Here is a 12,261-nt window from a genome sequence, read left to right as displayed (position 1 = left end):
GATCGGGCCCGGATGCTCAGGCGGGCAGCTTGAGCGATCCAGCGTGCAGCGCCCAGTTCGACCCGACGGCGCTCGGCATCGTGGGGGACGACAGCAGGACGATCACCCTGGCGATCTCGGCCGGATCGATCAGCTCTCCGGTGATCGGGCCGTCCTGGCCGTTGCGGTCCGCCAGGAGTACGGAGTGCTCCACGCCCATGGCTGCGGCGACCTGCGCCATGAAGCCGTCCTCGCCCACCACGAGGTTCGTACGGGTGGTGCCAGGGGTGACGACGTTGACGCGCACGCCTGCCCCGGCCACGGTCTCGGCCAGCCCTCGGGAGAATGCGTTCAGCGCTGCCTTCGCGGCGGAGTAGGGCAAGGGGTTGGTGTGGGGCAGAAGGGCGGAGGTCGAGCCCACGTTCACCACGGCGCCGCGCGCCTCGGTCAGCGCCGGCAGCGCGGCCCGGGTGGTGCGCACGGCGGCATACAGGTTCAGCGCGAAGGTCTGCCCCCAGACCTCGTCCCCGCCGCCTAGCGGATCGCTGAGCATCCCGTCCTGGAGATCCCCTCCGCCAGCATTGTTGACCAGCACGTCCAGCTGCGGTCCGGTCGCGAGGACGGCCTCGACCATCCGGCTGGGCCCGTCGATCGTGGACAGGTCAGCGGACAGGAAGGTGGCGCCCGTTGCATCGAGCTCCGGTGTGCGGTGTCGGGAGACGGCCGTGACCTTGGCACCCTCGGCGAGGAATGCCTGGACGGTCGCGAGACCGATTCCCTTGCTCGCTCCGGTCACCAGGACGTGCTTGCCAGCGAGATCGAGTTCCATGCTGTGTTCTCCAGTTCGCGGGTCGGCCAGAGCAGGTGGGAATGCATCGTGGCTGAGGTCGTATGAGGCGCTTCAAGCGGCAACGACGGTCCAGGGTCGCAGCGGACGCCCTGAAAGCCTCTGGCGCCGCTCGCGCGGATCCTCCGTGACGTCATCGATCCTCGGCGGACCGTCCAGGTCTATCCAGGCCCTCCCGATCACAGGATCAGCGGATCGCTTCCCCGCCCGTGGGCGCCGACGACTCCGTGACGCGGGAAGCATGCGCACCTGGGACAGGATCAACTGACAACCACTCGGCCGATCCGCCAGTTGCCGGACACTTCCGGCTGAGACGGCGCGTCAGAAGCGGTTCGAGCCGGGGTCGATGTAGAAGTTGTCGCGGAACAGCCCTGCGGGGTCCCAGCGGGCCTTGAGGTCACGTAGTCGGTCCAGATGCGCGGCTGGGAAGGCACGGGCGAGAGTCTCGGGGCCGGTGTCGGTCTCGAAGCTGATGTACATCCCTTCCGTGTGCTGCTGCAGCCGCGCCCACCGGTCCTCGAAGTCCGCGGTTCCGCCGCCGAGAGTGACGACGAGGAAGTTCGCGTCGCGCCAGGCATAGGCGGTCGCCTCCGGCGGGACGGCGGCGGTGGCGCCGCCCGCCGAGCGCACGGAGAGGATGAAGCTGGTGTCGGAGTCCAGCAGCTCGGCCAGGCCCTCGGCGACGTCGGTGTCCAGGTGACGCACCAGGGCGGAGTGCCCGTGGGGCTCGCCGTGGCCGTGCTGCGTCTCGGTCCCGGGCGGCGGGGCGAGCAGGGCACTGTACGGGGTGAGCTGGACGGACTGGTTCGCGAGGGGCGCCAGCCCGGCGAAGGGCCGGAGGCGGTCGACGATCGTGTCGGGGTCGTCGGAATCGACGACCATGACCGCCTGCACCGCGGTCTGGCGTCCGCCGGGGCTGATCATGAGCGTTCCGGTGACGCTGGGATGTGCATGCTCGATCGCGGTGCCCCAGTCCTGGAGGAAGACAGCGATGTCCTCGGGGACGTAGAGAAGGAGCGCGAAGCCGACCTGAGGGCCGACGGAGTCGGTGTCGAGCTCGAAGGACACCGCGATCCCGAAGTTCGCGCCGGCTCCGCGCATCCCCCAGAACAGGTCGGGGTTCTCGTCCACGCCGGCCCGCACGAGCTCACCGTCGGCCGTGACCACCTCGACCGAGCGGAGATGGTCGATGGTCAGCCCGTGCTCGCGCACGAACCAGCCGATGCCGCCCGCGGTGGCGAGCCCGCCGACGCCGACGGTGCCGGCGTCCCCGGAGGTCAGTGCGCGGCCGTGCGGGGCGAGCGCGTGCGCCACGTCGCCCCAGAGGGCGCCGGGGCCGAGCCGGACACGGTTGCCGTCGAGCAGCTCGATCGTGTCGAGCGCATCCACGGCGATGACGATGCCGCCGTCGTTCAGGGACCTGCCCGACAGGCCGTGCCCTCCGCTGAAGATGCCCAACGGCACCTCCCGGTGCTTCCTGGCGTAGCGCACGGCGTCCTGCACCTCGGCGGTCGACTGCGGCCGCAGCACGAGCGCGGGGCGCGCGCCCCGGAAGTAGCTGTGCGTGTAGCGGGCGTACCCGCGCTCCTGCGGTGTGAGCGCACGGTCGGCGAACGAGGCAGGAACAGGGTCGCCGCCGATCCCGGCACCGGCCGCTCGGGAGCCGGCCGAGGCCCCGGCCGCACCGGCGGTGTCACGGGCCTCCGCGACCCGTTCCCGGACCTCCTTGGCGGTGACCTCGGCGAAGCGGCGCAGCTCGTCGGGGTCGTCGCTCGCGAGGATGAACACGCTTGCACCGTCCTCGATCGCGAGCCGGGCGAGCTCGTCCGCGCGGTCTCGTGCGCTGACGTTCAGCAGCCGCACGATCTGCTCCGGAGAGCGTCCGGCCTTCCGGGCGGACTCGTCGATCGTCCGGTTGCCACGGGCGAAGTCACCGGGTTGCAGCCACGGCAGGCTCGGCAGCCATCCGTCGGCCTTCCGTCCGATGATCCGCAGCATGCGGGGCCTGACGGCACCGACCCAGATCGGGATGTCGTGCGCAGGCCGGGGGCCACGGCGCGGGCCGTCGACATGGTGGATGCGACCAGCCACCCGCAACGGTGCCGGATCGTCGACGTCCCAGATGCCACGGACGACCTCCAGCGCCTCGTCCAGGCCCGACACGGCGTCGGGCGGGGTGAGCAGCGGGCCACCCATCTCGGCGATCGCCTCGTAGAAGCCGCCCGCCCCGATCCCCAGCTCGAACCGGCCGCCGCTGAGCAGATCCAGGCTCGCCGCAGCGCGAGCGAGCACCGCGGGCTGCCGCAGCGGAAGATTCAGCACGTTCCCTGCGACATAGATGCGCTCGGTACGCGCAGCGACCCATGACAGCAACGTCCAGGTGTCGTGGAACACCGCCTGATAGGGATGATCCTGGAACGTCACAAGATCCAGGCCGATGTCCTCGCTGAGGACCGCCAGGTCGACTGCGTGCCGAGCGGGTGCGGCGAGGGGCGAGATGAAGCTGCCGAACCGCAGCGGATGTCCGTAATCAGGCATGCAGTCAGTCTCGGCAGAGCGCACCCGGCCCGCAAAGCCAGAGTAACTGAGTTACTATTAGTAAGTGACTTCCTCGCCAACATCCCCGCCCTCCACCTCCTGGCGCCACGCCGACGAGGCGCAGTGCCGGCACACCAGCAAGGTCCTCGAGGTGGTGGGGCAGCGTTGGTCGCCGAGCATCCTGCTCGCGCTGGGGCGCGGCGTCGAACGCTTCGGCGAGATCATCGCGATGACGGCCGGCCTCTCACCGCGGATGCTCACCCTCCGGCTCAAGCAGCTGGAAGCCGCTCACCTGGTCGAGCGCACCGTGATCCCCACGACGCCAGTCACGATCCGTTATCGGCTCACAGCACAGGGGCTGGATCTCATCGACGCGCTCCACTCCGTCGCCGGTTACGTGCAACGCTGGGAGGTCGACGCCGCCGCACCCCTCCCCTCGACCTGACGAAGCAGGGTACGGGGAGACCTGGCAGCACGGTCGGGAGAGCGTCAGGAGGGCCGGTCGTCGCGTCGGCTCGTGCCCGCGGTCCGACCCGGCGGTCCTGGGTGCGTCGCACCCAGGAACCCGGCAGCCTTCCTCGGCCGGCACCCGGCTGCCAGGGTGCCGCCATGACGACGAACACGCCCGCGCGCCGGCGGATGGCCCTGACGGCCGCCGCTGCTGTCGCCGTCGCGGCGCTCGGCGCTGCTTGCACGGACGACGGCGCAGCGCAGCGGTCACGCCCGCCCGCGGTCCAGGGCACGGAGCGACCTCCCGCCGGGCAGACCGACGAGCGGGGCACCGACGATCCGTTCGTCCTCCGGGGTGCGACGGTCATGAGGACTCCCACCACCTCGGTGCGCGAGGACCTGTATGTCGCTGACGGAGTGCTCGTGGAACCGACCCGGGACGAGCACACCGTGGTCGATGCCTCGGGCACGTACGCGGTCCCGCTCACGGTCGAGAGCGCAGTGTCCCGACGACCCGTGTCGCAGCGGAACATCCATGACCTGGTTCCCGGCAACCGGGCGACGTTCGCGCTCGTACGCCGCCCGGTCGGCGAGGTGCAGGTCCGCACCATGCTCGTGATCGACCCCGCTGACCTGGCAGCGGTCTACGTGTCCGGGCACCTGGAGGCACTCGACGGACGGCCGACTCGCCCGGCCGGCGCAGACCTGACCGACCCGGCCGCGGCGCAGACCTGGGTCGGGACGTGGGTGGACCCCGCCCGTGACGTGGAGCAGCACCTGCTGGCCGACGGACGCTACTCCGAGACCCGTAGCGGCCGCGCGGATGCCTACACGGGACGGTACTGGGTCCGCGACGACAGGATCACCTATCTGGACGACAGCGGTTTCTGGGCGTTCGGTGAGCTGCTGGACGGCACGCTCCACCACGCCGGCCTCGTGATGGACCGCCCCGATCTCAGCCTGGGATCGGCAGAGCCTGGATGATCCCGCTCCCGATCGCCAGCCTTGGGGGCAGCCCTCGATCAGCATCAACCAAGGGAACCGAACATGATCATCAAGAACGTGACCGTCATCGACGGCACCGGCGCCGCCGGCATGCCGGCCATGGACGTCCGTATCGCCGAGGGGCGATTCGAGGACATCCGTCCCTCCGGCGCGGACACCGCCAGGCCGTCGAGCGAGGGCACACACGACGGCGAAGTGGTCCTGGACGGGCGCGGCGGCTATCTCCTGCCCGGCCTGTGGGAGAGCCACACCCACCTGACCGGGCTCGACATGTCCCTTCCGGAGGCCGAACGGCTACCGCAGGTCCTGAGCACCCTGTCCGGCTACCTGGACTCGGGCATCACGTCCGTGTGTGACCTCGGGGGCTCGGTCACGCAGGGCCGTACCATCCGCGAGGCCCGCCAGGCCGGCCACACCGCGGCATCGCTGTTCTTCGCCGGACCGGTCCTCACCGGTGTCCAGGGCTGGCCCCTGTCGTTCCACGGCGAGCGTTCCATGGCCGTCGAGGTGGGCAATGCCGACGAGGCACGTCGGCAGGTCGAGAAGCTGCTCGATCAGGTCGACTTCGTCAAGTGCATCCTCGACGGACGACCCACCGGCGGCGAGCGACTCCCCGTGGCCGCACTCGAGGCGGTCGTCCAGACCGCGCACGGTGCAGGCAAGAACGTACTGGTCCATGTGGCAACCGGCACCGACCTGCGGGACGCGGTCGCGGCCGGAGCCGACTGCATCGAGCACGCTTTCATTCCGCAGGACCCCACCGACACGAGCGAGGCCGAGCAGATCGCCGACCTGCTCGCCCGCACGGGAACGCTCTACTGCCCCACGCTCGTCACCTGGGAGCAGCTGGGCCGCAGCGGGGACCCCGCCCACCTGGACAAGCTCGTCGTCGACGGCATCTCCTCGGCCGAGGACGCGGCCGCGATCGCGGCTCGCCCCACCTGGGGCATGCCGTTCCCCCATCACCCGGCCGACGAGTCACTGACCCGGTTCGACCACGCCGTGCGCACACTGCCCCTCTTCCACGAGGCCGGCGTCAAGCTCGTCGCCGGCAGCGACATCACGATCGGCATGCCCACCCCGGGCAGCGCCCTGCTGCGCGAGCTGCAGCTGTTCGCCCAGGCCGGGCTGCCCCTGTCCGAAGTCGTCACCACGGCCACCAGCCACGCCGCGGAAAGGGTCGGCCAGCGGGACAGCGCGGGCACCGTGACCGTGGGCGCCGTCGCCGACGCCCTGCTCCTGGACGCCGACCCGCACACGGACATCTCGCACCTGATCGATCCACGCCACCACCAAGCCGTCATCAGCTCCGGCCGTCTCGTCCGGTCGATCGGCATCTGACGCGGGCGCAGACAGCGGCGCCCTGCACCCGGACCACAGGGCGCTGACCGATGCAGGCGCCACGTTCGAAGCCTGGTGTGGTCACAGAGTGGCCACAAGAAGGGGTCGAGCGAGGGTGATGAGGATGCTGCCGAGACGGCATGAAAAACGCCCCTCACCTGCGGAAACAGGTGAGGGGCGATCTGTCGGGCTGACAGGATTTGAACCTGCGACCCCTTGGAGAGATCGAAGGGCCTGCACCACGACCAAACAGCTCTAGAAACGCGCGGGTTTCTTCGGAATACTGCGGATCGGTTCACACCGACCCGTCCCAGCATAGCGGGTCACATCGGGTCCGCGCGGGTTGAATCTGATGAGTATTCGATGACCATCCCGGGGGTAACTCCATGGCACCACCTGGGGGCAGGTCGTCGTCAGCGAAGCAGGGCCGCCGCAGACCATGCCGACCGTCCCCTGCGTCCCAACTGCTCGAAACCAGCACAGCGGCACGCGCCGCTTGCGCGACCCAGCCACCTATCCGTGCAGCAGTCCCCGCTCCAGCACGGCACCGGCACGAGGGTCGTCAGGAGCGGCGAACACCACCTGCTGTACGAGAAGCCTCATCCACTCCTGCTTCCCAGCGCGCGATAGAAGCCCGCCGCGAGGTCACGAAGCCGCCTGGTGCGCGGCGGTGACACACGTATCCATCGCGCCACGCGCTCGTTCGGTAAACGTGTTCGCCGCGGCCTCTGCGGACGCCACGTCGATCGTGGTGCCGTCGACGGAGGCCTTCATCGTTGCGTTGAGATCGTCAAGCCCGGCGCCCAACTGTTCGGCCGCGGCGGCGGCCTCTCCCACCCACTCGTCACCGGCAGCATCGTCGAAGCGCGTGAGGGCGTCCTGCGGGTCGGCGTCCAAGACGCGGAACGCCTCCGCCACACTGTCCCCGACCTCGTTGGCCCTGGCTGCCAGGAGAGCGCCCCGCCCCGTTGCCAGGGCGAACTACCTACCGACCTTGACCAACCGGCACGCAACCGGACCTTCGTCGATTTCCGCCACCATGATCGACACACCCTGATCACCGATCGGCCATTCCATCAGCTCGTCGGCGGCGAGCTCATCACCAGGGGTTGCGGCATCGAGCATTACGACCACCCCCTGCCATTCCGCCGATCCGACGATGTCCCACTTGAGACCGTTCCAGGACGATCTAATCGTGTGGAAAAGGTCGTCCTCATCGTCGGCCCACCTCCACTGGACGACACAGCCCAGGTCTTCTGACCATGTGGTGGACATTGGCTCGCCAGAGAGGGACAGCGCAGAGAACGAGCGCCCTCCCCCGCCCACCTCGACCATCCCGATGTCGTGGACAGAGCAAGCAAGGTCATAGTCAGGGCCGCGGTATCCGGACCACTCGGTAACCGAAGTCGCCTGCATTACAACCATGGGACCACCTGCCGATTCGAGCCACTTCATCTATCCACCGAATCCCTCTGTAGGCGATCTCATAAATCTTCCTCATGATAGGAGCAAGGGCATTTGCGCCGCCGCCTTGGATGTTGCTGCAGGATTGGCACTGCGGGTAAAGGCGCTGCGTGAACCCGATACCATCCGGTAGCACATCCGACTTCCACGAACTGGGCGGCTGATGGTCTTTGATGAAGTTGCCTTTTGGCGTGCCAGGATCATGAATTCCGCAGGTATGGCAGCCGAAATTGTAACCGTTTGCATTGTCTTGATCGACCTCAGCCTTTGTCGATCTCCGTCCTGTCGAACGGGCAGGAATACTCTCTTGGGCATACTTGCCCACTGACATACTCTCGTCCGGCATCTGCTTACCAGTCGCATCGTACTTGCCCCACGGCTGCTCATTGAGCACCTAGGGCCTACTGCCGCAGGTCCGCCTTCATGAGGTCCAGGATCTCGAAGTAGAGGTCGAGCGTTGGGTCACACTTCTCCCCCAGGAAGCGGAGGACGTCCTCGCGATCGGCGAAGTCCGGAGGCGCGCTCAGCGTGGCCGCGTGACCCCGGACGGACATCTCCACGTCGTACGCGAAGTCGAAGCAGCTGCGCGCGAGCTCGCCGATCGGCGTCGGACCGACGAGTTCGATCATGCACAGACGATCCTGGAGCTCGGTCAGGACCGTAGGCATCGGATCTTCATCCTCGGCCAGCCTAGGAAAGCCCGGCATCCCGCCCTTGCTCAACGCGTCCAGCCGCGCGTAGTTCGAGTCAATGATGAGCCGCAACGTCATCATGAACTGCGCATATGCCACACGGCGCGTCTCCAGCCACCGTACGTTTCGCTGCTCGACGCGAGCCGCTTCCAGCTCGGTATTGCGCTCCTCTCGATCCGAGCGCGCACGCAGCCAGCCCAAGAGCGCGACGCCGACTGTTCCCACGACCGCGATGAGGGCAGACAAAATCGCGGCCACGCCGGCATCCATTCTGAAAGGGTACCGACACGACGCTCAAGGTCAGGCATCGCACGCGGCTGCCGCCTGCACGGCTGCGCCCATGGGGGTCACACACCGCTCGGCAATTTCCTTGGCCATGTACTACGGGTTATGCGTGACCCTCGCGGCGCGAGCGATGCTGCGCGCCTGGCGAGGTCGACCAGGCCTCGGACACCGATCCCCGCCTGTGGTCGTGACGGTCTGCTCGACGCGAGCAGCAGGCCTTAGGCCAAGAGCCCATCTCGGATGACCGAGCTGCACCGTTCCCTATGGTCGACATACGGGGTGATCCACCCCTCAACCGACGCGATCAGCGCCAGCACCACTTTGGGCTCAACCACGATTCCTCCACCGGCTCAGGAGCGCATCTAGCTCTCCACGAAGACGGCCCACTTCTTTCTCGCCAAGGAAGCTCGAGAACTCTGGGTACTGGCAGACCAGGGTCAGGATCTGGTGGGCAGTGATCTGGTGATCTGTCAGTGCCGTGTCTGCGCCTGCCTCGCTGCAGTAGGCGGCGATGGCGTGAGCGCGGGGTACGGCAGCTCCTGTCGGGACCGCGCGGGTGAACGCGAAGGCGAGATCCGCTGCTGACGGCCCCACCCGAGCAGATTGCCAGTCCACCAGCAGCGGCTGCCGATCCGGAGTGTGGAGAACGTTCCCTACGTGGCAGTCGCCGTGCAGGAACGTCACCGGCCCCTGGCTTGCTGCCTTTTCCAACGCGACGAGATCGTCCAGGGCTACACGGATTCGTTCGCGGTCCCCGGGACCGTGCCAGAGCTGCTCCGCGAACGACTTGATGTTGCCTTGCGGGCCCACGCGTACTGGCGACTCTTGGCGAAGCGCGTCCGGCACCTGACGCACCGTCCGGTGAAGACGCCCCATCATCTGCGCGAAGGCGCGCCAGTCGTCGATTCCCCATTCCGGTGCTGGAGGTGCAGGCTCGTGGCGAGCAATCGCGATCGCTATCCAGTCAGCGGCGCGGTGGTGGGCGATCAATCGCGGTGTTGGGAGTGCGTACCTGGGAGCCAGTTGTGTGTAGACCGCCAGCTCGCGGCACGCCTGGTCGCGTCTGACGCCGGAGTCGAGAGCACTTACCTTCACGATGACTGGTTCACCGTCGCCAGTCACCGCGGCGGTAAGCGCGGAGCCCGACATCCCGCCCGACGGATTGTCGTCCGTGTCTGCGGCGCGGAGCCCTAGCGTGCTCAGCACTTGGCCTGGGTGAGGGGCGCTCATGCCAGCGAGGCTAGACGGCATGACGGTTCAGCCGTCATACCCTCGGGCAAGGCTTCTGCACCGCCCGACGGACGCTACGTCGACGACGGCTGCGCTCCCTGCCGGTGGGCGCGGATCAGGACCGGCAGGCTGACCAGGAGCGCGAGGACGCGGAGCACTCCGGCGACCGGGTAGCCGGAGCGGACGCCCATCTCATGGGCGATCACTCCCCCGACCAGTGCCCCGAGCGGGATGAGCCCCCACCCGACCAGCCGGTAGACGCTGTTGACCCGGCCGAGCAGGCCGAGCGGAACCAGCTCCTGACGGAGCGTGACGGTCACGACGTTCCAGATCGCCGTGACCAGGCCGCTCAGGGCGAGCAGCCCGGCGAGCGTCCACACGTCCGGGCTCAGGCCCAGGAGGACGAACGCAGCGGCGTTGACCGCCAGCGCGACGACCAGCACCGGGACCTGTCCGAAGACGTTGACGAACCGGGCGGTGAGCACGCCGCCCAGGACGCTCCCGACCGCTGCCACCGCGAGCAGCATCCCGTAGCCGGCCGCGCTGACGCCGAGCTCGTCGGTGGCCAGCAGGACCAGGGTCACGTTGCCGAGCTGGAAGCAGAACGTGTTCACCCCGAGCAGCACCGCGAGCGTGCGCAGGAGCCGGTGCCCGGCGAGCCACCGCAGCCCCTCGCTGACCCTCGGCGCCCCCGCCGGACCCGTGGCCGCGTCGTCGTCCCGTGGCTGTGACCCGCCGCGCAGCGTCGCCAACAGCAGCACGGACGCGACCAGAGCCGCGACGTCCAGCCCCAACGGCAGCGCGATCGCCAGGCCGAACAGGAAGCTCCCGACGGGCGGGCCGATGAAGCTCTGCCCGATCGTGGCGGCCAGGTACTGGCGGGCGTTGGCACGGGCCAGCAGCGGGCGCTCGACGATCTGCGGCACCACCGACTGGCTCGCGATCCCGAAGACGACCTGGCCAACGCCCACCAGGAACGCCGCGAACGTCAGGGACAGGATGCACATGCCGCCGACGGCGACCAGGACCGCGACCGCCGTGACCACCACCGCCTGGAAGACCTGGGCGGCCTGCATGAGGCCGATCCGGCCGTACCGGTCGACGACGGCGCCGGCCGGGAGCGCGAACAGCAGCCAGGGCAGGTAGCTCGCCGCGGCGACGACCGACACCAGCCGAGGATCGGTGGTGAGCGTGACCGCGAGCAGCGGCAGCGCCGTGACCAGGGCACCGGTGCCAACGTTGTCGATCGCACCGGCCCACCACAACCGCCAGTAGCGCCCCGGGAGCCTGCTCCCTGTCGATCCCCCGCCGGTCGATGTCATGCGCGGAGCCTGCGGCGGCCACTCGCTGGGCACAATGATTGAGCCCGGGGCTACATCGTGGGACGAAGGTCACGGGCCCACGATCATGGATGCATGGCACTGAGCATCCAGGTGAGCGCTGCCGACCTGGCCGGAACCCGGTTCGCCGTCTCGCCGCTGGCCGAGACGATCTCCGGGCTGCAACAGCTCGCCCGCCCCGATCCGAACCCCGGTGCCAAGGGCTGGATCCGGTGGGCCCGGGAACAGCTCGCCGACCGGCCGCTCCGGCTCCCTGCCACGTGGCCGCTCCTGGTCAGCGGCCGCCCCGCGTGGCCCCAGTTCCTCCTGCCGGCGCCGGCCACCACCCGGACCACCATCGACGACGACCTCAGAGCTATGAGGACGACCGCACCGCAGGACGTGACCGAGAGCCTGCACCGCGTGTTCGGGGACGATCTTCCCCCCGCGGCCCGCGAGCTGGCCGCCGCCCCGACCGAACGCCTCGACGTCGTGGCCGCCGAGCTCCGCGAGGCCCACGACCGCCTCGTCCTGCCGCACTGGCCCAGGATCCAGGCGCTCCTGGAGACCGACATCGCGCACCGTGCAGCGCAGCTGGCCTCCGGCGGCGCCGCACTGCTGTTCGCCGGTCTGCACCGCGACCTCGTCTGGTCGGATGGCCGTCTCACCGTCCTGACAGATCAGAGACACGACGCCGCGGCGCACGGCGGCCTCGTCCTGCTCCCCGTGGCGCTGGGAGCGGACCGGGTGATCGTCAAGCGCAACACCACGACATGGACGACCCTGCGCTACCCGTGCCGCGGGATCGCGTCCCTGACCGCAGCGCTCGCCCAGGCGCCGACGTCGGACAGCACGGTCCGCCTCCTCGGCCTGAGCAAGGCCGCGCTGCTGCGCGCCCTGACCTCGCCCGCCACGACCAGCGACCTCGCCCGCGAGATGGGCACGACGCCGAGCGCCGTCGCGCAGCACCTCGCCGTCCTGCGAGCCAACGGACTCGTAAACCGCCAACGACACGGCCGCCGCGTCATCTACGCCACCACACCGCTCGCCGTCGCACTTCTACACGCCGGACAGCAGCAGCCCATGTCCAGATCACCCGGCCGTTAGGGCT

11 protein-coding genes are annotated in these 12,261 nt (G+C 69.0%); 4 read left to right on the top strand and 7 right to left on the bottom strand.

What is annotated here, in order from left to right:
* Nucleotides 1-16: 16 nt before the first annotated feature.
* On the bottom strand, nucleotides 17-808 hold the full coding sequence (locus ACO229_RS07155; protein WP_423464330.1) for an SDR family NAD(P)-dependent oxidoreductase: 792 nt from the start codon (nucleotides 806-808) through the stop codon (nucleotides 17-19).
* A 339-nt stretch (nucleotides 809-1,147) separates the two neighbouring features.
* Nucleotides 1,148-3,364, bottom strand: coding sequence for an LLM class flavin-dependent oxidoreductase (locus tag ACO229_RS07150; protein ID WP_423464329.1), 2,217 nt, complete (start codon nucleotides 3,362-3,364; stop codon nucleotides 1,148-1,150).
* A 64-nt stretch (nucleotides 3,365-3,428) separates the two neighbouring features.
* Here ACO229_RS07150 and ACO229_RS07145 point away from each other — a divergent pair, with 64 nt between their 5' ends.
* The 3 genes from ACO229_RS07145 to ACO229_RS07135 all read left to right on the top strand — a co-directional run bounded on the left by ACO229_RS07145 (nucleotide 3,429) and on the right by ACO229_RS07135 (nucleotide 6,160).
* Nucleotides 3,429-3,809: a winged helix-turn-helix transcriptional regulator gene (locus ACO229_RS07145; RefSeq protein ID WP_423464328.1), complete on the top strand. Its 381-nt coding sequence runs from the start codon at nucleotides 3,429-3,431 to the stop codon at nucleotides 3,807-3,809.
* 164 nt (nucleotides 3,810-3,973) lie between these two features.
* Nucleotides 3,974-4,798 carry an Atu4866 domain-containing protein gene (locus ACO229_RS07140; protein WP_397432603.1) on the top strand — a complete coding sequence of 275 codons (825 nt, stop codon included), beginning with the start codon at nucleotides 3,974-3,976 and terminating at the stop codon, nucleotides 4,796-4,798.
* Between the two features lie 63 nt (nucleotides 4,799-4,861).
* On the top strand, nucleotides 4,862-6,160 hold the full coding sequence (locus ACO229_RS07135; protein WP_423464327.1) for an amidohydrolase family protein: 1,299 nt from the start codon (nucleotides 4,862-4,864) through the stop codon (nucleotides 6,158-6,160).
* A gap of 645 nt (nucleotides 6,161-6,805) precedes the next feature.
* Here ACO229_RS07135 and ACO229_RS07130 read toward each other — a convergent pair.
* From ACO229_RS07130 to ACO229_RS07110, 5 genes are all read right to left on the bottom strand, one after another.
* A complete protein-coding gene (locus ACO229_RS07130) occupies nucleotides 6,806-7,057 on the bottom strand; it encodes a hypothetical protein (protein WP_423464326.1) in 252 nt (83 codons plus the stop codon).
* 84 nt (nucleotides 7,058-7,141) lie between these two features.
* Entirely contained in the window at nucleotides 7,142-7,615 is a 474-nt protein-coding gene (locus ACO229_RS07125) for an Imm21 family immunity protein (protein ID WP_423464325.1), read from the bottom strand.
* A gap of 410 nt (nucleotides 7,616-8,025) precedes the next feature.
* Complete coding sequence (locus ACO229_RS07120) at nucleotides 8,026-8,586, bottom strand: hypothetical protein (protein WP_423464324.1); 561 nt, start codon at nucleotides 8,584-8,586, stop codon at nucleotides 8,026-8,028.
* A 342-nt stretch (nucleotides 8,587-8,928) separates the two neighbouring features.
* Nucleotides 8,929-9,831 (bottom strand): phosphotransferase family protein, encoded by a 903-nt coding sequence (locus ACO229_RS07115; RefSeq protein WP_423464323.1) that lies wholly within the window; start codon nucleotides 9,829-9,831, stop codon nucleotides 8,929-8,931.
* 74 nt (nucleotides 9,832-9,905) lie between these two features.
* Nucleotides 9,906-11,153: an MFS transporter gene (locus ACO229_RS07110; RefSeq protein WP_423464322.1), complete on the bottom strand. Its 1,248-nt coding sequence runs from the start codon at nucleotides 11,151-11,153 to the stop codon at nucleotides 9,906-9,908.
* A 93-nt stretch (nucleotides 11,154-11,246) separates the two neighbouring features.
* Here ACO229_RS07110 and ACO229_RS07105 point away from each other — a divergent pair, with 93 nt between their 5' ends.
* Nucleotides 11,247-12,257, top strand: a complete 1,011-nt coding sequence (locus ACO229_RS07105) for a helix-turn-helix domain-containing protein (RefSeq protein ID WP_423464321.1) — start codon at nucleotides 11,247-11,249, stop codon at nucleotides 12,255-12,257.
* The last annotated feature ends 4 nt before the right edge of the window (nucleotides 12,258-12,261 follow it).

Source organism: Promicromonospora sp. MS192, assembly GCF_049532985.1.
Lineage (GTDB): Bacteria > Actinomycetota > Actinomycetes > Actinomycetales > Cellulomonadaceae > Promicromonospora.
The sequence above is the reverse complement of the archived record's forward strand: the minus strand, read 5'-3'. Positions and strand labels throughout refer to the sequence as shown.

Bases quoted from the DNA above. Each gene is read 5' to 3' on its own strand.
- ACO229_RS07125 (WP_423464325.1), bottom strand. From the start codon at position 7,615: ATGAAGTGGCTCGAATCGGCAGGTGGTCCCATGGTTGTAATGCAGGCG.
- ACO229_RS07140 (WP_397432603.1), top strand. From the start codon at position 3,974: ATGACGACGAACACGCCCGCGCGCCGGCGGATGGCCCTGACGGCCGCC.
- ACO229_RS07155 (WP_423464330.1), bottom strand. From the start codon at position 808: ATGGAACTCGATCTCGCTGGCAAGCACGTCCTGGTGACCGGAGCGAGC.
- ACO229_RS07150 (WP_423464329.1), bottom strand. From the start codon at position 3,364: ATGCCTGATTACGGACATCCGCTGCGGTTCGGCAGCTTCATCTCGCCC.
- ACO229_RS07110 (WP_423464322.1), bottom strand. From the start codon at position 11,153: ATGACATCGACCGGCGGGGGATCGACAGGGAGCAGGCTCCCGGGGCGC.
- ACO229_RS07115 (WP_423464323.1), bottom strand. From the start codon at position 9,831: ATGAGCGCCCCTCACCCAGGCCAAGTGCTGAGCACGCTAGGGCTCCGC.
- ACO229_RS07105 (WP_423464321.1), top strand. From the start codon at position 11,247: ATGGCACTGAGCATCCAGGTGAGCGCTGCCGACCTGGCCGGAACCCGG.
- ACO229_RS07120 (WP_423464324.1), bottom strand. From the start codon at position 8,586: ATGGATGCCGGCGTGGCCGCGATTTTGTCTGCCCTCATCGCGGTCGTG.
- ACO229_RS07135 (WP_423464327.1), top strand. From the start codon at position 4,862: ATGATCATCAAGAACGTGACCGTCATCGACGGCACCGGCGCCGCCGGC.